Annotated in this window: 21 protein-coding genes; 9 read left to right on the top strand and 12 right to left on the bottom strand. The window is 27.6% G+C overall.

All coding sequences use genetic code 11. The annotated features are described in order from the left end of the window. The first annotated feature begins 20 nt into the window (after nt 1-20). Nucleotides 21-500 carry a hypothetical protein gene (locus GCL60_RS16510; protein ID WP_153421783.1) on the top strand — a complete coding sequence of 160 codons (480 nt, stop codon included), beginning with the start codon at nt 21-23 and terminating at the stop codon, nt 498-500. Here GCL60_RS16510 and GCL60_RS16505 read toward each other — a convergent pair. Continuing rightward, nucleotides 483-1,394, bottom strand: coding sequence for a sterol desaturase family protein (locus GCL60_RS16505; protein ID WP_153421782.1), 912 nt, complete (start codon nt 1,392-1,394; stop codon nt 483-485). The two genes, GCL60_RS16510 and GCL60_RS16505, sit on opposite strands and share 18 nt — an antisense overlap. Before the next feature lie 208 nt (nt 1,395-1,602). On the opposite strand from GCL60_RS16505, the gene GCL60_RS16500 reads away from it, so the two are divergent. Continuing rightward, a complete protein-coding gene (locus GCL60_RS16500) occupies nt 1,603-2,382 on the top strand; it encodes a transporter substrate-binding domain-containing protein (RefSeq protein WP_153421781.1) in 780 nt (259 codons plus the stop codon). A 15-nt stretch (nt 2,383-2,397) separates the two neighbouring features. Then, nucleotides 2,398-3,180, top strand: a complete 783-nt coding sequence (locus tag GCL60_RS16495) for a substrate-binding periplasmic protein (RefSeq protein ID WP_153421780.1) — start codon at nt 2,398-2,400, stop codon at nt 3,178-3,180. A gap of 16 nt (nt 3,181-3,196) precedes the next feature. Here the strand turns inward: GCL60_RS16495 and GCL60_RS16490 are convergent, their stop codons facing one another. Next, a complete protein-coding gene (locus GCL60_RS16490; RefSeq protein ID WP_153421779.1) occupies nt 3,197-3,967 on the bottom strand; it encodes a type 2 periplasmic-binding domain-containing protein in 771 nt (256 codons plus the stop codon). A gap of 247 nt (nt 3,968-4,214) precedes the next feature. Between GCL60_RS16490 and GCL60_RS16485 the strand changes: the two genes are divergently transcribed. Then, nucleotides 4,215-4,832: a phosphatase PAP2 family protein gene (locus GCL60_RS16485; RefSeq protein WP_153421778.1), complete on the top strand. Its 618-nt coding sequence runs from the start codon at nt 4,215-4,217 to the stop codon at nt 4,830-4,832. Nucleotides 4,833-4,836: 4 nt separating this feature from the next. Here the strand turns inward: GCL60_RS16485 and GCL60_RS16480 are convergent, their stop codons facing one another. Then, the gene (locus GCL60_RS16480) at nt 4,837-5,595 is read right to left on the bottom strand and encodes a DUF1028 domain-containing protein (protein ID WP_153421777.1); all 759 of its coding nucleotides are present in this window, start codon (nt 5,593-5,595) and stop codon (nt 4,837-4,839) included. Nucleotides 5,596-5,771: 176 nt separating this feature from the next. On the opposite strand from GCL60_RS16480, the gene GCL60_RS16475 reads away from it, so the two are divergent. Then, nucleotides 5,772-6,272, top strand: coding sequence for a hypothetical protein (locus GCL60_RS16475; protein WP_153421776.1), 501 nt, complete (start codon nt 5,772-5,774; stop codon nt 6,270-6,272). Between the two features lies 1 nt (nt 6,273). Here the strand turns inward: GCL60_RS16475 and infA are convergent, their stop codons facing one another. Both infA and GCL60_RS16465 read right to left on the bottom strand, forming a co-directional pair. Beyond that, nucleotides 6,274-6,510: a translation initiation factor IF-1 gene (infA, locus tag GCL60_RS16470; RefSeq protein WP_153421775.1), complete on the bottom strand. Its 237-nt coding sequence runs from the start codon at nt 6,508-6,510 to the stop codon at nt 6,274-6,276. Between the two features lie 98 nt (nt 6,511-6,608). Next, entirely contained in the window at nt 6,609-9,461 is a 2,853-nt protein-coding gene (locus GCL60_RS16465) for an endonuclease MutS2 (RefSeq protein ID WP_153421774.1), read from the bottom strand. 90 nt (nt 9,462-9,551) lie between these two features. Here GCL60_RS16465 and rsgA point away from each other — a divergent pair, with 90 nt between their 5' ends. Both rsgA and GCL60_RS16455 read left to right on the top strand, forming a co-directional pair. Further along, nucleotides 9,552-10,856, top strand: coding sequence for a ribosome small subunit-dependent GTPase A (gene rsgA, locus GCL60_RS16460; RefSeq protein ID WP_153421773.1), 1,305 nt, complete (start codon nt 9,552-9,554; stop codon nt 10,854-10,856). A gap of 14 nt (nt 10,857-10,870) precedes the next feature. Continuing rightward, nucleotides 10,871-12,358 carry an NAD(P)-binding protein gene (locus GCL60_RS16455; protein WP_153421772.1) on the top strand — a complete coding sequence of 496 codons (1,488 nt, stop codon included), beginning with the start codon at nt 10,871-10,873 and terminating at the stop codon, nt 12,356-12,358. A 35-nt stretch (nt 12,359-12,393) separates the two neighbouring features. On the opposite strand, the gene GCL60_RS16450 is transcribed toward GCL60_RS16455, so the two are convergent. The 3 genes from GCL60_RS16450 to GCL60_RS16440 are packed head-to-tail and all read right to left on the bottom strand — an operon-like array spanning nt 12,394 to nt 14,718. Then, the gene (locus GCL60_RS16450; protein WP_161998264.1) at nt 12,394-13,173 is read right to left on the bottom strand and encodes an ABC-2 family transporter protein; all 780 of its coding nucleotides are present in this window, start codon (nt 13,171-13,173) and stop codon (nt 12,394-12,396) included. A gap of 4 nt (nt 13,174-13,177) precedes the next feature. Further along, the gene (locus GCL60_RS16445; protein WP_153421770.1) at nt 13,178-13,954 is read right to left on the bottom strand and encodes an ABC-2 family transporter protein; all 777 of its coding nucleotides are present in this window, start codon (nt 13,952-13,954) and stop codon (nt 13,178-13,180) included. Beyond that, the gene (locus GCL60_RS16440) at nt 13,948-14,718 is read right to left on the bottom strand and encodes an ABC transporter ATP-binding protein (RefSeq protein WP_153421769.1); all 771 of its coding nucleotides are present in this window, start codon (nt 14,716-14,718) and stop codon (nt 13,948-13,950) included. Before GCL60_RS16440 ends, GCL60_RS16445 begins: the two co-directional genes overlap by 7 nt. 349 nt (nt 14,719-15,067) lie before the next feature. Here GCL60_RS16440 and GCL60_RS16435 point away from each other — a divergent pair, with 349 nt between their 5' ends. Then, the gene (locus GCL60_RS16435) at nt 15,068-16,678 is read left to right on the top strand and encodes a peptide ABC transporter substrate-binding protein (protein ID WP_153421768.1); all 1,611 of its coding nucleotides are present in this window, start codon (nt 15,068-15,070) and stop codon (nt 16,676-16,678) included. A 108-nt stretch (nt 16,679-16,786) separates the two neighbouring features. On the opposite strand, the gene GCL60_RS16430 is transcribed toward GCL60_RS16435, so the two are convergent. The 3 genes from GCL60_RS16430 to GCL60_RS16420 all read right to left on the bottom strand — a co-directional run bounded on the left by GCL60_RS16430 (nt 16,787) and on the right by GCL60_RS16420 (nt 19,407). Next, the gene (locus GCL60_RS16430; RefSeq protein WP_153421767.1) at nt 16,787-17,941 is read right to left on the bottom strand and encodes an RNA-guided endonuclease InsQ/TnpB family protein; all 1,155 of its coding nucleotides are present in this window, start codon (nt 17,939-17,941) and stop codon (nt 16,787-16,789) included. A 159-nt stretch (nt 17,942-18,100) separates the two neighbouring features. Next, complete coding sequence (gene trhO, locus GCL60_RS16425; protein WP_153421766.1) at nt 18,101-19,081, bottom strand: oxygen-dependent tRNA uridine(34) hydroxylase TrhO; 981 nt, start codon at nt 19,079-19,081, stop codon at nt 18,101-18,103. A gap of 74 nt (nt 19,082-19,155) precedes the next feature. Next, complete coding sequence (locus GCL60_RS16420) at nt 19,156-19,407, bottom strand: hypothetical protein (protein ID WP_153421765.1); 252 nt, start codon at nt 19,405-19,407, stop codon at nt 19,156-19,158. Nucleotides 19,408-19,562: 155 nt separating this feature from the next. On the opposite strand from GCL60_RS16420, the gene GCL60_RS16415 reads away from it, so the two are divergent. Next, nucleotides 19,563-21,161, top strand: coding sequence for a peptide ABC transporter substrate-binding protein (locus tag GCL60_RS16415; protein ID WP_153421764.1), 1,599 nt, complete (start codon nt 19,563-19,565; stop codon nt 21,159-21,161). A gap of 17 nt (nt 21,162-21,178) precedes the next feature. Here GCL60_RS16415 and GCL60_RS16410 read toward each other — a convergent pair whose 3' ends face one another. Then, the gene (locus GCL60_RS16410) at nt 21,179-22,075 is read right to left on the bottom strand and encodes a hypothetical protein (protein ID WP_153421763.1); all 897 of its coding nucleotides are present in this window, start codon (nt 22,073-22,075) and stop codon (nt 21,179-21,181) included. Nucleotides 22,076-22,104 lie beyond the last annotated feature (29 nt).

Raw genomic sequence — 22,104 nt, 5'->3', positions numbered from 1 at the left:
TTTATTAAAAGGAATCCCATATGGCATTTTGGCATAATAGTCGCTACGAAGATGTAGAGAAGTCTTCCACGGGTGACCCTATGAGAGGTTTGCCTCATAAAGAATTTCCTTGGCTTTTGGGTTACGCCATTTTTTTAGATTATGTGAATGACGAATGGCATTATGAATTTTCTTGTTTAGGTATTTCTCCTGATAAAAATAAAAATAAAGTAAAAGCCTCTCTATTTATGATTGCAGAAAGTCAAGTTTCTAAAGTAAATTTAAAACAAATTGGTATATCAAGTGATAGATTAGACTCTATGAATGTATCATCATGGAACTATTTAGAAGAAAAATACACTTGTGAAATCATCTGTGAATTTGCTAAAATTGAACAAGAAGCAAAGATAATTACAGAAAAATGGATTGGATTAATTAAAAAAAAGTACAGCTTAGAATTGAAATCTAAAAAATTAATAGACAAAATAAGATCGGCTAGAATATCAGGTTTTTCCGAGTGATTTATTTTTATTATATTCTTCTTGCATTTGTTTTGAAGTAAATCCTTCTTGATTTGGTTTCCAGCCCGGAGGGTAAATAAAGTAACAAATTTTGTCTTTCATTTTTTTTGTATTTTTTATATCTTGATAAAGTTCTTCAAGCATATGAAAAGCAATTTTGAATGGATTAAATGAATTAACCGGATGAAGTACACCATATTTTGGTTCTAATGTTTCAGGAATAAATGTTTTAAATAATTTATCCCAAATGATAAAAATACCAGCATAATTTTTATCTAAATAGGGAATATTTGTGCCATGATGAACTCTATGATGACTCGGTGTATTAAGTATATTATCAAATACTCCAAAAGATTTTGTTAATTTTGTGTGCACCCAAAATTGATAAAATAAATTTAAAGATGATTGAAAAATAATATCTTCTGGTTTGAATCCAATAAAAGCGAGTGGAGCCCAAAATATCCAGGTAAAAGGAGCGCCAATCCATGATTGTCTTAATGCAGTTCCAAAATTATAAAATTCAGATGAATGATGAGTTTCGTGAGCACACCATAAAAATCGGCAAATATGGCTAATTCTATGAAACCAATAATAACAAAAATCTTCTAAAAACAAGAGTATAATAAAAGCCCAAATATAAATTTTATCACCATTAAATAAAGCTAGCCAAACGTTAGGAATTTCAAATAACCGATGTTTATATAAAAAAGAGAAAATATAATATATATATAAACCACAAATAGAAGAAACAAACAAATAGCCTAATCCCATAGACAAACTAGCTAAGGTGTCTTTTAGTTTGTAAGTTTGACTTAATTTAGGCTTAAATCTTAAAATTTCTAGTAAAATAGCTATTAAATAAATAGGAACAGTAAAAATTAAAATGTATTGCATAACTCACCTATTTCAGACAATGCTTAAAGAAGGATATAACTTGTTTGTCCTAGAAAATCAAATAAGTTAGAGGCTAAATTTTAGGTAATTTATTTAAATAAAAATTAAATAAATTTATAAAATGTCAACTTAATGTCATTTTTTTTTATACTAATTAATATAATATTAATTAGTATTGGTGTCTTATGGTTAAGAGATAATAAATTTTATGTCAAAAGTAATATTGCTTATATTTTTACAAATTATACTTATTCATAAATCTTTTTCACTAGAAGATGAAAAAATATATCTTTATGTTCAGGAACGACCACCTTATTTTATCTTTGATAAAAATAATGAAATGCCGATAGATGGAATTACTTATAAAATTGTAAACAATATTTTTAAATCTGCAAATATATTATATGAATATAATAAAATACCCTTAGTACGAGTAATTCCAGCCATAAAAGAAAATAAATTTAAAATATGTTATCCAAATGCTTTAAAAAATAAGGAAAGAGAAGATATTTCTTATTTTACAAAACCATTTTATAAAGATAAAAAATCAATTATTATTATAAAAAAAAATAATCAGAAATTTAAAGAGTACAAAAACTTTGTTGAGATTTTAAAAGATAACAATATTATCTTATTATTAAAGCTTGGATATAGTTATGGAGATTTTATTAAAAAACAAATATTTTTAATTAAAAAATATAATAATTCATTAATAGAAAATCACTTACCACAAGGAATTGTTTTATCAACTAAAGACCATGAAAAAATGCTATTTGAAATTAAAGATAATATTGCAGACTATATGATTTTAGGAAAAAATGAAGCGGAATATTTTTTTGAAAAAGATCCTGTATTAAAAAATTATTTAGAGATGAAAGAATTAAAAGATTTACCCGATGGGGAAAAAAGGTATTTAATGTGTTCTAAAAAAGTAGGTGCAGAATTAATAAAAAAAATAGATAGTGAAATTATGAAAATATATAAATAATATTAAGGATATTTTATGAAAAAAACGTTTATTTACATTTTATTAATTTTTTGTTTTATTTCAATTAAGTCTTTTGCGCAAGATATTGAAAAAATTTCTATTGAATATATTACAAGGCCGCCTTATTTTATTTCTTCTAAAGATGATTCAAAAGTGATTGATGGAGTGATTTATAAATTAATTTTAAAAATTTTTAATGAAGCCAATATTCCTTTTGAGTTTAAAAATGTTCCTGTAATCAGGACATATGACTCTATTAAAGAAAATAAGAAAAAAGTATGTTCTCCTTCATCTTTTAAAACAAAAGAAAGAGAAGAAAACGCTATTTTTTCAAAATCCATTTTTCAAGACAAAAAAACAGTTATAATTTTATCAAGTCGGAATAAAGAAATAAAAAAATTAAAAAATTCTCAAGATGTATTGGCTAATGATAGTTTAAAAATGTTAGTAAAAATAGGATTTAGTTATGGAAAATATATTGATGAAAAAGTTCTTTTTTACAAAAAAATTGTTTTAGCAGAAAAAAATCCACAACAGTCTAAAAATGTTATTTTTACTTCGAATGATAATAATATGATGCTTCAAGATATTATGACTGGAAATGCGGATTATATGTTTATGGGAAGAAATGAAGCTGAATATCTTTTAAATGAAAATTCATTATTTAAAAATAACCTTGAAATTAAAGATTTAAATGATATACCAGAAGGTGAAAAAAGATATATTATGTGTTCAAAAATAGTCGGAAAAGAAACAATAGATAAAATAAATAATGCAATTGATAAAATTATAAAATAAAAATTTTTAATTTTTCTTATTTAATATTTTTAACCATTTGATCTAAACTAATATTTTTCTCATTTATCTGTATTGAAATTTGCTTTTCAATTTTTTCACGAATTTTTGGGTCTAATTTTGGACTATAGCCAGCATAAACTAAAACAGGATCACCAGGTATTTCTACAATTTTAATTTTATCATAAACGTTCTCTTTTTTTGCTAAATAAATATAAGCATAATATAAATAACCATAAACGGCATCAACTCTTCCGGCTAAAAGCTTTTTTAATAAAAAATGAACTGAATCTTGGCTAGAAGATTCTTCAAATTTTAAGGCATTTTTATTTTGAATTAAGAAAGAATTTCTTGCGCCATCTTTATTAGACCCAATGATGACATCTTTTAATTGACTTGCTGAGGTTATTTTTTCGTATTTAAAATTTTTTTTAGTAATTAAAAAGCTTTTTGAACTATATAAGGCATTCGCACCAATTATAATTCCAAAGTCGGTTTTATTTTTTGAGGACATGGCAATCATGTCTATATCGCCCTTTTTTAAATCAATATAAAGCCTTGTTAAGGGAAAAGCTTCAAAATGAAACTCATAGGGAGTATTGAGCATAATATGATTTTTATAAAAATCAATAATAGCACCCCCGCTTATGTGATCGCTTGATTCAAATGTAAAAGGAGGAGCTATAAAATACCCTATCTTAATAACTTTTCTCTCATTTTGAGCAAAAATAGGAGGAAAAGTAAAAAGGAATAGTTGTAAAATAAGTAATTTGTATATTTTAAAATACATTATTTAAATTAATATAATAATTTCATATATATAAAAAGAAATTATTTTTATCCTTTCATTTTATAATCATTCAAAAACATCGTGTCCTTTATCGGAGAATAAAAATTAGAATAAAGCAGGACAAAAGTTACTTGACTAAGGATTGAAATGAAGAGAAAAGAAAAAAATTAGGAATGCGATAAAAGCTATATAGTTGCTAGCGTTTCTTTATTTTCTTTTTTTCCATTCAATTCTGTTGAGGTTTATTTTGCTTAAATATTTAGTCATTCCTTTTTTGTTTATATCCTATTTTTTTATAGATTCTCCTCTTGTATTATTTTTAAATAAAAATGGTATAAATAAGAATTTTGTTTTAGAGATATTTACCCATATACCTGATTTAATTATAGGTATACTTGTTATTTATTTTGTTTTATTTATTTTTCTATACAGAAAATGGCAGAAGTATAAATGTTTTAATATTTTTTTTCTTGCTATGATTTCTGTTGCAATTAGTGTGCAAGTAAAAGATCTTTTAAAATATGTTTTTGGTAGATATTGGCCTGATACTTGGATTAACGGAAATCCATCATTAATTGTGCATAACGCATATGGATTTCATTTTTTTCAAAAAGGTTCTGAATATTCCTCTTTTCCGTCTGGTCATACAACAGTTACATTTGCATTTTTTTGTGTTTTTGTATATTTCTATCCTAAATTTAAAAACTACTTTTATATTCCCATGTTTCTTTTGGGTATAGGCCAAGTTTTAAAACATTATCACTTTTTAAGCGATGTTGTTGCTGGTGGTTTTCTGGGTTGGGTAGTGGCGACAACAATATGCAAATATTATATGATTAATAACGATAAAAAATTAATTAAATAATCTTTTAGTGGCGTATCTTATTTAATTCATATTCTTCTTCCAATAGTTCAGCAGCATCTTCTTTTTGATTTAAAAATGTTGAAACTTGAATATCATATTCCAACTCTGATCCTTTAAATGTTCTTAAAAAAGCATGATTGGATGATATCAAATTTTCTTTACATCTTATATCACCATAATTTTTAATTTTTCCAATTTTACTTAATGCTAAAACTAGTTTATCAGATAATGATCCCTTCGAATTTTTAAATGTATTTTTCATAATTAATAATGTGTTTTTATGGGTTAATAAATTTCCAGCTATGGCATAAGTAAATCTACCATTATTTGATGTCCCAGTAACTCCAAAGGACTCCTTGCCAACATCATCACCTGTGTAAACATTTGAAGTTATGTTTGAATATTTATCTTTTTTTACAGTCAAAATTTGTCTTGTTTGATAGAGGGGATCAAATATTTTATTACTAAGGTGATTATTTATTACTGTAGCAGTATAATAAGGCTCGTCTTGATCCATAAATCCAACAGCTGTATTAAACCAAGTGTCAGAAAAATCATTAACTTTAGCTTGAAAAATCATAATTCCAAATCCATCTGTATAGTTAACGAGATCGTCGGCAATTTTTCCAATCCTTAATGTAGGAAGGCAGGTTCCCATTACAGCTCCCGATTCATTTGTTTCCTTATCCATGGCAATGATGGAAAATGTTGCGTATGCATTTATATTTATAAATAAAATTAAAATAAATAAAGTGAGTTTCATTTTAAGTCCTTCCTAAAAATAAAATTTGTATATTATTTATTTTTAAAAAAAAATTAAAATATGATTCTTTAAAATTAAAACCGTACGTTGCATATTATTTAAATTTATTATACTATTAAGTAATATCTTCAATCATGATGACAATTTTAAAAAAACTTAATAAATTTAGGTGTTTTATGAAAAAACATATCTTATATATGATTTACACTAATATTTTATTTTTCTCATTAAATTGTTATGGCTCTTTTAATATAGAATTTTACAATAATTATGAAAATTCTCAGCTTTTTATTCAAAAAGTTTATTCGAATAGAGATGTTCCTGTAAGTGAGGTTTTTTTAGTTAATAAAGGTGATAAAGTTCAATTAAATAAGAATGAATATTTTATTATACATTTTAGTTATACCATTAAATTTGAAGACACAAATATCCTCTGTTCTTGGGTGAATTTATATGGTGTAAATTATGAGCATGGTTGGGCATTAACAGTGATCTTAAATGAAAGAGAAGTAGGAACAATTTGTATTAATAAAAAATTTATTATTGATACAAAGGCTCGGGCTATTTTAGAATACTATCAAGGTGATGATAAAAAAACATATTTAAAAATTTACAATAATGGATGGTGGCAAAATAGTAAAACTTATCAAAATAGCTTAAATATAAAATTAGAATAAATTATTTTCCTTTTGAATTGAGTTTTTCTCGTGAGATAATGAGTCCGTGGCTTACGTCATAAGGTGACAAACCTACTGTCACTTTATCACCTATAATTACACTAATTTGATATTTACGCATTCTTCCCGATATTTTTGCTGAAATAATTTGTCCTGTATTTAGGCTTACTGAATATTTTCCGCCTGCAAAAACATTCGTAACAATACCTTCAACATTTAAAAGGTCTGATCGGCTCATAAAAGAAGCCTCCTATTTAATTTTAAGTTGCTACATTAAATAGTATTTCATATTAGGAAAGATAAAATCAAGCCTTTTTAAAAAAAATAATCTATTTGTTAATCGTCAAATGCTACAATTGTTACTCCATCTCCGCCTTCACCTTGGCGGCCACTTCGAAATCTTAATTTATAAGATGATTCTTCTAAATGTTTGCGAACAGATTCTTTAATTTTTCCCATTCCATGGCCATGGATGATAACAACCCTATCTACATGCATACGATTCATTTTATCTAACTCAATATCAAGTTTATCAAGAGATTCATCCACCGTATTTCCACGTAAATTTATAGTATTCCCAGAATGCTGAAGAGTAGGTGGAATTTCGCTATCTTGAAGATTTTGGATTTTTTTTGTTTTAGAATTTTGTTTTTGTTTTGAAAATAATTTTGTTTTTGAAAAGGATTCATTTTTTAGAGAATTTTGATTTTCATTCACTGGTATTAATTCATGATAAGATATTTTAACCTTCATAATTCCAAATTGGCACTCAATGTTTCCTTTTGAATCGGCGCTTTTTAACACATTTCCTTTTTCTCTAAATTTTGCCGATTTTACTATCATACCTGGTTTCCAATATTCAGGTGGCCTTCCTTGAGCAATTGTTTCAATTGCTGTTTGTTTTGCTGATTTTGCTTTTTCTTTTGTAGATTTTTCAAGCTCTTGAAGCGTGTCAAGATCATCATGAAGATTCTCTTCAATATCATCAAATGAATTTTTCATAGCGTTTAAGCTCATGCGCGCTTCGTCTAATAAAGCTCTACTTGACATATGTTTAGGAGCTCTGAATTTAGCTGCTTTTTCATCTAAAGAGTCGTAGTCAATAGTAGATTCGGAGTATTGTTTTTTAGGAAGCTTTAATTCGGAGAGAGCATCTAAACCTAAAAGTTTTTTAGGTTTTAGCTGATTTTTAGAATTTGAAATATCTATTTTTTCAATTTTTTTATCTGTTTCTTTATTTTGATTTTCAAGCGTTGATATTTCAAGATTACTTGTGATTTGATTTGTAATTGATTGATCGTTTAAATCACGTAAAATGCTTTCTTTTTGTTTTTCAAATTGACGTTCTCTAATTTCTAAACGATTTTCAAAAGCATTTAATCTCTTTTGTAATTTATTTCTATAATTTTCAACAAGAGAGTTTCTCAGTTCAGATAATTTTTCTTTTTCATGATGCAAGGATTTTAATTCGTGCTCAAGTTTTTTTGTTAAGTTACTTTGCTGCTTTAATTCCTCTGTTACTTCAATCCTTTTTAATTGAAGGTCTTTTAGAATATTCTCCATTCTTTGAGATTCATTACCATAATAACCTCTCGCTTTTTGTATGATTTCATTATTTAATCCCATACGCTCTGCGAGTTCTATTGCGTAACTTTGCCCGGGAATTCCATTTAATAATTTATAAGTTGGCAATAATTTATGAGGTTCAAATTCCATACTTCCATTAAAAAAGCGATGATCACCATCTGCTAAAGTTTTTAAATTAGAGAAGTGAGTTGTTATAATTACTGTTGCTTTTTTATTAGAAAAATATTCTAAAGTAGCTCGTGCCATAGCAACACCAATCGCGGGATCGGTTCCAACAAACCCTTCATCAAGCAATATAAGAGTTAATTCATTTGCTTCTTCAGCGATTTTTTTTAATTGAGATAAATGTCCTGAAAACGTAGAGAGATCTTCTTCTCTGTTTTGTCTATCTCCCAGTTCAACAAAAATATTTTCATAGTCTAATATTTCTGCTTTTTCACAGGAAACAAATAATCCCGCTTTTGCCATAAGCGCAGTAACCCCTACTGTTTTCATAGCAACTGTTTTACCACCTGCATTTGGACCGCTTAATACCCATATTTTAGGTGATCTTTCATCATGTCTTTGAGGCATAAGTTGAAGATCATTTGCAACACAAGACTTTTTTTCGAGGAGAAAAAGAGGATGTTTTGCATTAATTAAGGAAAAACGAGCATTATGTTCTTTTGGTTCTAAGAAACGAGGTCGTATGCCTTCAATAGCACCCGCAAATTTGGTTCTAGCAGAAATAATATCAAACTTAGTTAAAACTTCAGATGAATTTAAAATATCTTCATGGACAAGGTAACATTCTTTAGAAAGCTCTCGTAAAATTCGATTCTCTTCTATTTCGACATCGGATTGCGCTTTTTCTAAATTGGAATGCTGCATGGCAAGAGCATGGGGCTCAATAAAAACGGTAGAACCAGATTGACTCACTCCTCTTGGTATTCCATCTATCCCTGTTTTGCGATCCGATCGCACGGGAAGAACATACCGACCCTCTCTTAACATCCAGACATTGTCTTGAAGTGAATTCCGAACATCTTGTTTTTTTAATATTTCTTCTAAATGTTCCACTATCTTACGTTTGGCATTTTCTAAGCGGCTACGAGCAGAGTAAAGTTCAGGAGAAGCGGAAGATAAAATAGCACCATTTATATCAACGCTCTTATTCAATTTTGCGAGTAAATCCATTTGAGGTTTGAGCTCACAAGCAAGCTGAAATAAAGTAGGGTATTTTATTGTTCTGGCTTTTTCATTTTTAAAATAATTTTGAATAGAATGACAAAGCTTGAGTGTAATTAAAATTTGGAATAAAGCTTGTGGGGATAAAATTGCTCCTCTGCGAAGAAGATTTTCAAAAAGACTGAAATCAAAAGTCTCTAGTGAAATTCCATTCCCTAAGGTATTTAAATCAAGCATTTCAGAGGTTGAAGTAAAATAAAAATCTCTTTCTTCAAAATCTAACCAAGGTTCTAAATTGGATAATAGCTTTTTTGAATGAGGAAATATTGAAAAACCAGCTAAATAGCTCGTTATTTTATTCCATTCAAGACGCATGAGAGCGTCATTACGAAGAAATGTTTTGGGACTGTTGTCAATGTTGTTTTCATGTTCCATAAGAATTACACACCGGTTTAAGGTTGGTTTCCAAGCTTTGCGGAATGATGTATAAACGTATTGTAGGCAAACATCAATAGGAGTAAAGACTTGGCTCGCCTAAAAAACTTTGTCGATCAAGATGAACGACGTAACAATTTTAAAAAAATTGAAAAAATAAAAAAAGAAAAAAGATCTGTTCGTGGACGAATAATTGACGATTGGATTATTGATTCCCCTAATTCAGATCTTACTAAAAAAGAAATGCAAGAAAAACTTGATGAACTTTATAAAAAAGGTTTACGCCGTGGCCGTGTAATAGAAGTTCAAAAAAGAAATGTTTTTATTGCAGAAGAAAATGAAAAAGGACTCCCTGAAACTGAAAATTTATGGCTATGTTCGGTAGCAAAGAGACATTTTCAAAGAGCACATAAAGAACGTAACTTTGTTGTTGTTGGCGATCGAATATTGTTTGAACCAAATGCAGAATTGCAATTTGATTCTGATGGGCAGCCAATTGATACCGATCTTCCTCATGGCGTTGTTCAACATTCTTTTTTAAGGACAAGTAAAATATCCAGAAAAGATCCTATGCATCCTGAATGGGAACATGTGATGCTTGCTAATATTGATCTTGTTGCCATTGTCGCATCTGTATTAAATCCAGAAGTTCGTTGGGGACTAATTGATCGTTTTTTAGTACAAGCTGAAATTGAAAAAATACCAGCTGTTATTATCTTAAATAAAGTAGATTTATTGGAAAATGAAAAACTTGCTAGTAAAGATTTTCTTGAAACGTATAAAAAACGAATTGCAATATATAAAAGCATTGGGTATGAAATTGTTGAAATATGTGCTTTAAAACCTAAAAAAAATATGGATAACGTAAAATATTTACGGAAACTATTTAAAGGGAAATTAATTGGATTTGCAGGGCATTCGGGAGTTGGGAAAAGCAGCCTTTTAAATTTAATGAAACCTGAATTTGAACAAATTGTAGATGAAAATCCTGATATTTTTTATAAAGGACGCCATACAACTACCTACAATAGTTTGCTGCAATTAGATATTGGTGCCTACGCAATAGATACTCCAGGAATTCGTTCTTTTGATATTAACAATTATGATCCCATTACGTTAAGTTATTGCTTTCCAGAGTTCCGCCCATTTAAGTGTAAATACAGAGAATGTGCGCATGACCACGAACCACAATGTGGAATCAAACAAGCTGTTGCTGATGGTAAAATTTCAAAGGAACGTTATCGCAGTTATATGGGAATATTAAAAGGAGTGAGTTTTAGAGAAGGTGAGGGAGATTCCACCGATGCGACTATGATTGCCGATCTGAAGGCTCGTGAGCAAAAGCGTGATGAAGATTTAGCAAAAGAAGAGTTTTTAAATAATGAAATAAAGTAAAAAAGGATTTAAAAATGGATAACCACTTAAACTTTGAAGTAACAAAACCAGAAATTGTTATTGTTGGTGGTGGCATATCAGGATTGCTTTTAGCGTTAAAAATTTCCAAAGACCCTAAAAAACTAGCAAATGGTATTGTTCTTATTGAAAAACAACCACAATTAGGTGGACGTTTTTTTTTCTCATCATCCGCAAATTTTTCTGGTAAAAATTATGAAGAAATTACAAATGAATTATTTGAAAACTCATCCAAAAAAATAAATTTAAGTGGCCCCGGTTTTGAATCTATGCCATCTGTTACTTTAGAAGCGCTCTTTCGTCATTTTGAATCCCATTTAAGCGAAGAAGAAAAAAACGAGTTTGAAGAGTTTTTTAAAAATGAGAATGAAAATTCAAATACAAACACACATAAAAGTTATTTTATTAAAAAAGAGTTTGTTTCTGATAGAGAACTTTTTTCAGGTTCTTCCGAAATTTTAACAAAAAAAGAATCTGAAATTTTTCGCTCCTTTGTAGAAGATTTTTATCAAGAAAAAAATAATAAAGAAAATAATAATTCTGTATTAAATGAAAATATTATATTTGAAAAATCTCAACAATGGACAGAACTTTCAAAAGCAACAAAAGAAACATTATCTCCTATTTTTACTGCTATAGTAGGACCAAATTGGGAAAAATCCTTATTTTTAAATGTATGTAAATCTTTGTGGTCCTTTTTTCATTTACAAAAAAAGGAAATTCCAGGTTATTTTTATCGAGGCATGTGTCTTGAATTTGGTATTGCAAAAATACTAAAAAAACGTGGCGTGGTTATTAGGACATTATGTGAAGTGATTCGAGTTAACCATACAAAAGAATCCCTTTTTCAGCTTATATTATCAGATGAAGTTATGCCTTTAAATAATTCTATCCATTGTAAAAAATTAATTTTTGCAATACCTCTTACAAAATGTTTAGGATTAATAGCAAAAGAACACTTCACTCCTAGTCAATCTCGTTTTGTTTCAAAAGTAAGACCTGTTTCATTAGTTGTTTCTGAAATTTCACATTTTCATTCCATAAAGTCTGAAAATTGGCCTGAAAATGTGAGTTCTGGAGATCAATTTTTATTTCCTGTTGAAAGAGCTCAATGTTTCCTTACTCAAGATGGTCGCATGTTATTTTCAACAAAACTGGATTATGAGGAGTCCTTGCAGGCTCCTGCTGTTCGTGAAGCAGTATCTCGTTTGAGACGAGCAGCTGCTCGTGTCTTAAAATCGGAATATGCAGAAGAATTAAAAAAGGGTGCACGAATTCCTCAAAATAAAATTAGTGAAAGAATAGTTCTTTTGCCTGTTGCATATACTATCCCTTCAGATATGCCATCTAATATTGAAGTAAAAGAAACAAAAATGGGAATAGATGGTCTCTATTGTTGTGGAGATAGTTTTCCTGGATTTGCAGAAGAACCTTGGAAAATGGTTGTAAATAGTGTTTATGATGTTGCTATGCAGTTAAGTTAATTAATTTTCAAACTTTTTTTCATAATATAATCTATTTATACAGAGATAATTAGATACCTTTTTACACCTTTTTTCCATAAAAAATATACCAAAATCCAAATCCAAATATTCATTATGAATCCAATTAATAGCCAATACTTCATAATATCATTGTATAAAATAGAGGATGGAACTCCAGTTATAAATAGTGCAGGAAAGACAAATAATAAAAATAACCTTAATTTTCCTTCAAAAGATTCAAGAGGTCTTACCATAATTTTAAAACTGGGATTGCTATTTTTGATCATCACTAAACAATTTGTCCAAAAACATGAAATTCTATAAATAAATGAAATTGCATTTAATATAAAAACCCCAGTCAACATACTTAAAATATGAATAAAAATTTGAAATAAATTGATATTAAAGTAATAGTAATATGAAATTAAAAATATGATACTTAAAATAAAACCTGGAAAATATCCTAAATTTGGTTTGAAAAAAATAAAATAAATTAATGGATGTATCGGCTTTATAAGATAATTATCTAAAGAAAGTTTAAATATTTCATTTTGCATATTTAAACTTCCAGAACCAAAAAAAGTAAGATAAAAATTATCAATGAATGCTAGAGTTACTAAAAATCCGTATATTTTAATAGGCTCTTTAATAAAATCGGAATTGCTTATATTAAAAATTCCTGACCAAAATATAACTTGAACAACATAATAAAAAATTTGCAAAAAAAACATAAAATAGAAGTTGCTTTTACTTTTCATTAAAAATGAAATATTCAATTTTAATGAATTTAAAAATATATGAAAAATATTTCCCATTTTCTTAACCACCATAAGCAAGATATTTTTTTATACCTATTCTCCAAATTTTGCTAATTAAAAAATGAAAAAATAGGATCCAAATAAGTATCATAGATAATAAGAATGATATGTTTTCATTATTATTCAAAATATATTGAATAGGGTAAAATATAATATATCCAAAAGGCAAATATTTATTTATATTCTGGATATATGAAGGAAGAATATCGAGCGGAATTAATGAGCCTGATAAAATCCAAAATAATGTTTCTTTTAAAGCGACAAAACCATAACTATCCTTATAAAAAAAGGTGAATGAAGATAAAAATATATTTATAACGCAATTTAAAATGCCGCATAATACTGAAAATATAAAAAGTAGAGTTACTTTTATGAATATATGAGTAATTGAATTTAAACATAAAATAAATAAGATGATTGGAGATAATGCTAAAAATCTAGCTATTACATAACCTATATGAATAGAAACTAATATATTTATATAATTTAATGGTTTTAGAATAAAATAATCAATTGATCCTGTTTCTATATCTTCGGAAAGTTGATCGGGCTTACCCACACAAGAAACAATTTGGTGCATGGTTAAGGCAATCATAATATATAATATAATGCTATTTTTAGAATATAATTTGTTTATGCTGTTATTATAAAATCCATACCAAAAAAATCCTTCAATGGAATACATAATTACTAAGAATGTAATTATACCTAAAAAAGACCATTTATTACGATAAAAATTAATAAAAGAATTTTTTATAAAAAAGATGTAACTTAGCATAAAATTCTCTCTAAATATTCCAAATTTTCATTATTATAATTCATTATTGAGGTTTTAGATAATAATCCATCATTTAATAAATATATTTCATCAGATAATTCTAGAATGTCTTTTAAGTTATGAGAAGTTAAAAGAACATGAGCTTGATTTTCATTGATATATTTTTTTAGCATATCCCTTACATATTTTTGAGATTGAAGATCTAATCCAATTGTTGGTTCATCTAAAAATAAAAGCTTAGGTTTATATGAAAATAAATTTACAATTTCAGCTTTCATTCTTTCGCCTAAAGAATAAGTTTTTATAGCTTTATCTTTAATTTTATTTAAATCAAAGATACTTATATAATCATTTATTTCTTTATTTATAGAATGACTCTTTCTATATATAGAAAGAGTCATTTGTAAATTTTCAATTAACGAGTTTTCCATAAATAATGAACTTTTTTGACTAAATATAACTCCAATGTTATTTAAAAAGTGTTTTTTTGAAATGTTTTCTCCAAAAATAGAAATGACTCCATTTTTTGCAGAAATAATTCCAACTATTGACTTTATTAGAGTTGTTTTACCTGATCCATTTTTTCCAACTATTGAAGTAATTCCTGGCTTATTTAAATTTAAATTAACATTATTTAAAATTGTTCTGTATTCATATTCTGATTTAAAAATATGAATTAATTTTTGTTTAAAATTAGTGTGATTTGTTATTTTTCTGACTTGGTATACAACTTCTAAATTTTTTATGCAAATAAAATCAATCATATTTATTATTAATCCATCAATTTTTAATTGTAATTTATGATAAAACTCTGAGTCTGGCTGAATTCAATGTTAATATCTATTCAATGATTTGTCTATTTTCTTTTGCAACAAAAATATTAAACTATAAATTTGAATTCTTAAATTTCATACCCTAAATTTCGAGGATCATGCTAAAATTAAAATAGAAAAATTGTTTGTTGTTAATTTTTATATTTATTGATAAGAAAATTATCAAAAATAGGATACAATAATATACATAAAATATTTAAATGAACTAGATAGTAATTACTCCTTTTGATATAATTTTTATCCAGGTTTACAGATGAATGATTTTACCTAAGGAGGATCTATGATACTTCGAAATATAGCTATATCTATGGCAAGCGTCTTTTTGGCAAATTCAATTTTTGCGGCATCAAAAGATATAAAATTAGCCAAAAACCAAGTTCTAAATATTGGAAATTTGGATGATCCGAAAACTCTAGACCCCCAAAAATGTAATGAATCCACTTGTTCTGCTATTGTTAGACAGCTTTTTGAAGGCTTAGTAACGACAGATTTAAAAGAAAACATTATTCCTGCCGCAGCTGAAAGCTGGAAAATTAGTGCGGATGGAAAAAAATATGTTTTTACTTTAAAAAAAGATTTGAAGTGGTCTGATGGCACAAAATTAACGGCAAAAGATTTTGTTTTTGCTTTTCAAAGGTTAGTGGATCCCAAAATCGCATCGGATCAAGCATCACTTTTAGAGTTTGTTATAAATGGAAAAGAAATTACAGAAGGAAAAAAAACACCTCAAACACTTGGTGTGAAAGCTATTAATGATGTTACTTTAGAAATTGAATTAATTAAACCAATTCCATCTTTTTTAGAAAATTTAACAGTTCCTAATACTTCTCCTGTTCAAATATCAAATTTAGAGAAATATAAAGATTCATTTACTCAAGTAAATAATTTGGTTTCAAATGGACCCTATAAATTAATTTATCGAAAATTTGGAGATAAAGTAACAGTAGAAAAAAATCCACTTTATTGGAATAATAAAGAAATATTAATTGATAAAGTAAATTTTCATTCAATAACCGATCAAAACTCTGAATTTTCAATGTATGAAACAGGCCAACTTGATATAACTGGCACAATACCTATAAATAAATTTAAGCAAATTAAAGCGAAATATGGTTCAGAATTAAGCAATCATCCCTATTTAGCAAGTTATGTTTATATTTTTAATACTCAAAAAGCACCCTTAAATAATAAAAAATTGCGTCAAGCATTAAGCATAGCAATAGATAGAGAAATCATTGCAAACTCTGTTATGGGCCAAGGACAAAGAGCTCTTTATGATCTCATTCCTTACGGTTTAAAAAATTATTCCCAAAATAAATTATATTGGCAAGATTGGCCTAGAGCAAAACAAATTGAAGAAGCAAAAAAATTATATAGGGAAGCTGGGTATTCTCCTTCAAATATCTTAACCATTCATATATTATATAATACAAATGAAGCTCACAAAAAAATTGCTTCTTCTATTGCATCCATGTGGAAAAATAATTTAGGAGTTAATGTTGTTACGGTAAATGAAGAGTGGAAAACAATGTTAGATAAAAGAACGAACGGAGATTTTGAAGTTTTACGTCTTGGAAATATAGCAAATATTAATGATGCTACAGATTTTTTAGCTCCTTATCGTTCGTTTGATCCGTCAAATGATCCCAAATATAAAAATCCTGAATACGATAATATAGTAAACCAAGCTCTCCAAGAAATGAATCCTCAAAAAAGGAAAGAATTATTAGAAAATGCTTCCAAAATAATAACTGAAGATGCTCCGATTGCACCTATTTATAGTTATACCTCTGCTTTTTTAAAAAAACCATATGTAGTGGGGTTTCAAAAAAATTCAATGGATAAATATTCACTCAAAGGTGTTTACTTAGAAGAGAGAAAAATAAATTAAAAATTATGTTACTTCAATTTAACTTTCTTTATGTTACTTGACATCCCCTTTTTTATTTAAATATTAAAAATATATAAATAAAATGGTTTCCATCTCATTTAAGGTAACTTAAATGCTTCTTGGCGTATCATGCCCGATACGGAGTGGGTTTTTGTAAACAGATAATAAATTTTTATCTGCCTTTGTGGAAAAATGATTTATTTTTCCACATTCCCTGCATTTCCACACTCTTATCCTTAAATTGGTCCGTGGTTGTGATGAACAACACTTTGAAAACGCCCAAATAAGATCTTTTTCAGGAATTACTTTAAATGTTCTGCCAGCTCTTATGGCTTTGTAGCAAAGCATGTTTTGAAAAGGTTTAGAAATAGCTCCAAATGATATAAAATGATTATTTTTATAACTTTTTTTTCTTTTTGCTGTAATCTGATTCGTTATAATAGCAGAAGAGAAATTGATTATTTTAGTAGATTGTTTATGAAAATGATCTAACTTAATATTTTCTAATTTGGCTCTTAAATTTTTTTCTTGCTTAATTTTTGGAGCTTTTCTTTTTATTAGTTTCAATTTTGACTTTTTCATTAAAATATTCTTTTTTATTTTGTTAGAAATTTTAATTTTTCTAACATACTTAATTGATATTTTAGGCCTATCAAATTTAATTCCATTAGAACATTTTGCTAAATGATTTGAATCTATGAAAACACCATTTTCAATTAAATTTTCATTAGAGTATTGACTAGTTTTAGTTTCAAAAGTGATATTTAAATACCATCTTCCTCTGCTATCTTGCGCAAAAGAACCAGATTTTATAATTGCATCATCTGGAATTTCTCTTGTATTCCAAAATCGAAATGTGTTTTTATGGTATGATACTTTATCCTGATTTATTTTTATCGCTGTTGCTTTAAATGGAATCCAACCTAAAGAATTTTTTCCACGCCAGCGAAGAATATTTTTAAATTGTTTTCTTCTTGTAGTATATTCTTCTGATATTGCCTGAATTGTCTGAGAATGAATTCCAAGTTCTTTGGAGCTTCCAGAAACAAGAGAGTTCATTTCAAACTTTGTGAAAAAATAAGGAACAAAAATTGTTTTCCCACTTAAAGGATCTATTATTTTTTTTACTGTTCTATTTTTTAAAGCTTCTTTTTGAGTATTTTTGCAATAATTCCATACAAAATTAACAGAAGAGGACATTTTTTTTAAAGCCCTTCCCGATTTTCCTGAATCTTTAATTCTGTAATGATAGGTTGTTATCAACGAAATACCCTTTTAAGCTAATTTAACTAAAAATAATCAAAATAATAATTAAACTTCAGTTGTAAAATAGCTAAAAAGGGATGAAAAAATCATGAAAATATTATTAAAGTATTGTAAGAAAAACAATATTTTATAAGTGCAAAATATTATTAAAAAAAGTTATTTTAATAAACCTTTTTCCCATTGTTCTTTGACTTTTTTGGCTCTTTCTTGTCTAACTTGTAAAGCTTTCATATTGTTTTCACGAATTAAATTTTGGCGTTGAGCCTCTTTTTGATTGTGCCTTTCATAGCAACGAGGGCAATAAATATCTTTTTTATACAATGGGCTTTTTAAATCATTTTCATTTAAAGGAGTCCAACAAGAATAGCAAATTTCATATTTTGTTTCATTTAATGCTTTATCTACTGCAACTCTATAGTCAAATACAAAACAATCTCCATTATAGTGATTGTCTTCATGAGGCGCTTTTTTATGAGTTTCTTCAAAATACTTTAGGATACCACCTTGTAGCTGATAAACTTCTTCAAAGCCTTCTTGGCGCATAAATGCGGTTGCTTTTTCACAACGAATACCGCCGGTACAAAATGTGACAACTTTTTTATTTTTATAATTGTTAAAATTATCTTCAATCCACTTAGGAAAGTCACGAAATTTAGTTAATTTAGGATCGATAGCATTTTTAAATGTACCTAATTCTACTTCATAATCGTTTCTTGTATCAAGGATAACAACATCTTCACCATCATCAAGCCATTTTTTTAACTCGAGTGCTTCTACATATTTTCCTGTAAAATGTGCTGGTTGGATGGAGTCCATACCCATAGGAATGATTTCGTTTTTTACTTTTACGAGCATTCTACGGAATGGTATATGGGAACTGAAGCTTTTTTTGAATTCAATATCAGCAAAAAAGGGCTTGTTATGCATAAATTGTATAAAAGAGTCTATGGATTCGGCAGATCCTACTAAACAAGAGTTTATTCCTTCTTTTGCAAGTAAGATTGTTCCTTTAATATTTAAATTATTACAGCATGTTAGTAGCTCATTGCGAAGTTGGTTTGGATCATCTATTGCAACGAATTTATAATAGGCTATGTTTACATATTCATTAGTGGTTTGTGGTGTTTCTAGAGTCATCAATTTCACCTTGTAAAGTATTGAAATTATTTATATAGAATATTTTGATTTTATAAAATAACAATGATTTTTAGTTAGGACATCATTTCTTTATAAATTTTATTTAAAAGTTCTGTGTCTTTACGTTCCCAAGATGTAAATACGCGACGAGCTTCTCTATTTTCAAGGGCTTTAGAACGGAAAAACTCATAAAATGAATTTTCAGACTCTTGAGTGCGTAAGCTTTGAACATTTTCAGCGTTTATTAATATTTGACTAGCGCCTCTGCGTAAGATGAGGTTATTGCGGTTCCATTCGATTGTAATTGCAGAAGATGCGAATACCATTGGTTTTTCTCCTTAAGTGGGCAAAACAAGAAATCAAGAATTCCTCATAACTCAAGGAAGTAAGAGACTCAAGTTTAAAATTTAACCTTATGGAGATTTTAGAAAAAAAAGAATTATCAAATGAAAGTATATTTATTCAGGAGTGAATTGCATTTATGAAATTTAAAATTATCTTATTTTTATTTTTTCTTATTCACATGTCATCATATGCAATAATAAATTCAAATAATTTAAATAACAATAAATCTGAATTAAATATTGGTTTTTTTTATAGTTTAAAAATAGGAGACCCTCAAAAATGTCAAATAATAATATGTTCTTTAATTAATAGACAAATATTTGAAGGTCTTGTTACTTTAAATGGTGCCGGTAAAATAGTTCCTGGAGCAGCTGAAAAGTGGAATTTAAGTTCAGATGGAAAAACTTACACTTTTTATTTGAGAAAAAATATGAAATGGTCAGACGGTTCTGACCTAACAGCACATGATTTTGTATATTCTATTCAAAGAATATTTAGTGCAAATGTTTTTCATAGAAATACGTATTTATCAGAATTTATTGAAAATGGAAAAGAAATATTATTGGGAAAAAAACCAGCTTCTTCTCTCGGAGTTAAAGCAATAAATAATAACATACTAGAAATATATTTAACCAAACCTACTCCTATTTTACTTGAAAGTTTATCTGAACCCGTAACCTTTCCTGTTCAGAAAAAAAATGTAGAAAAATATGGAGAAAAATTTATTTTACCTCAAAATATTGTTAGTAATGGAAGTTATGTCTTAAAAAAATTTAAAAACGGAAAAAAAATAACTTTAATTAAGAATAAATATTATTGGAATGAAAGTAAAAATATTATAAATAAAGTAAATTTTTATTATTTTTCAGATTTTCATAAGCTATATAAATTATATATAAATGGAAAAATAGATATCATTAGTGATGCAAAAATAGAAGGATTTAAAGAAGTCATAAATATTCATTCATCCGAAATTATTAAAGTTCCTATATTAGGAGGCTATTTTTATTATATTAATACTTCTTTAGCACCTTTTAATAATAAAAAATTGAGACAGGCTTTAAGTATTGCTATAGATAGAGAGGAATTAAATAGAACTGTTTATAAAAATTTACAAATTCCTCTCTATCATTTTTTACCTAATGGATTAAAAAATGACTTTCCAGCATATCCATATTGGTATCATTGGACTAGAGAAAAACAAATTGAAGAGGCGAAAAAACTTTATCTTGAAGCTGGATTTTCTAAAGAAACTCCCTTAAAAATAAAAGTAAGTTATTATAAATCAGAATTAGATAGAAATGTTGCAAATTATATTTCAAATTGTTGGCGGAATATTTTAGGAGTACAAACTGAATTTGAATTTAAAAATTGGTTTAAGATTATAGAAAACCCTAAGACAGAAAATTTTCAAGTGATTAAGATTGAGACAGTTGCAAATATAAATGATATCTACGATTTTTTTAATAATCACACTAGTTCAAATAAATTAAATATTTCTAATTATGAAAATCCAAAATATGATTATGTTGTAAGTGAAATTATGAATGAAATTGATCCTGTTAAAAGAAAAGAACTAAATCACCAGGCTTCACTAATTTTAATGGAAGATTTACCTATTATTCCAATATTCAGTCTTGTAAATCATTATCTAGTGAAGCCTTATGTATATGACTTTAAGGTAAATAGAATTGAAAGCTTTTTAGTTTCTGAAATTAAATTAAAGAATAACTAAACATTTTAACTATTTATTTATAGATTTGCATTGATTTTTACATAGGTGTAACCAATAAATTGTGATCCCGTTTTAGCCCAAATAATGATACCTCCTTCATTGCTAGCGGTTAGACTCCAATTTCCTTGAGTCCCATCTAGAAGATTTCCAGGACAATTTTTTCCTGCTGATCCGTTAAATACCGTATTTATAGATTTATAATCATAATTTGTTAAGTCTGATAACTTAAATACTTTACAAGAATCATAGTTTGTTGCATTACCAAATAAAGAATATTCTGGATCTATACCGTTGCTTTTTAGGGTTTTAGTTAATTGAAGTCCAGTTACAGTAGGAGGCATCTCTCCATGTCCCGCAGTCACTGAAATAGGTTTCATTTCTTTATTTACAATTTCTGATATCACATTGTCTGGATCTTTTCCAAAATTTAAAACCACAGCATAGGCAGTTGTTGTATTTGCAGCAAAGTACCATGTTTTACTATCAGAGGGATTTTTTGAATATTCCACAGCAGGATCTGTTAAAGTTCCTATGCCAACCTCTGAAATATTTAAAATGAGCGGAGCCGCTTTTGGGGTAAATGATTGAGTCGAATCCGTATAATTTTGAAGTGTTATTGTACAAGCAACTCCCTTTACAAGGTTAAATGAAGGATTTGCATTTGTAACGGTAACGCCGTTTTCTTTCCAATCATTGTTTCCAGGAAGGGCATTAGGGCACTTTAAATCCAAAATCAATTGAGTAAAGTCTGAAGTGCTTGAATTAAAATTTTTAATGTTTACTGTTGTTAATTTGCTTGGATCTAAATCTCCAGAGCCCGATTCAGAAGAAGCAGATGAAGAATCTCTGCTATATTTTCTTCCACAACCAGAAATAAAAACAACAATAGATGCAAGTGCAATGAGTTTTTTCATACAAATGTCTCCTTTTAGCAAATTTAATG

Source organism: Silvanigrella paludirubra (assembly GCF_009208775.1).
GTDB lineage: Bacteria > Bdellovibrionota_B > Oligoflexia > Silvanigrellales > Silvanigrellaceae > Silvanigrella > Silvanigrella paludirubra.
The sequence above is the reverse complement of the archived record's forward strand: the minus strand, read 5'-3'. Positions and strand labels throughout refer to the sequence as shown.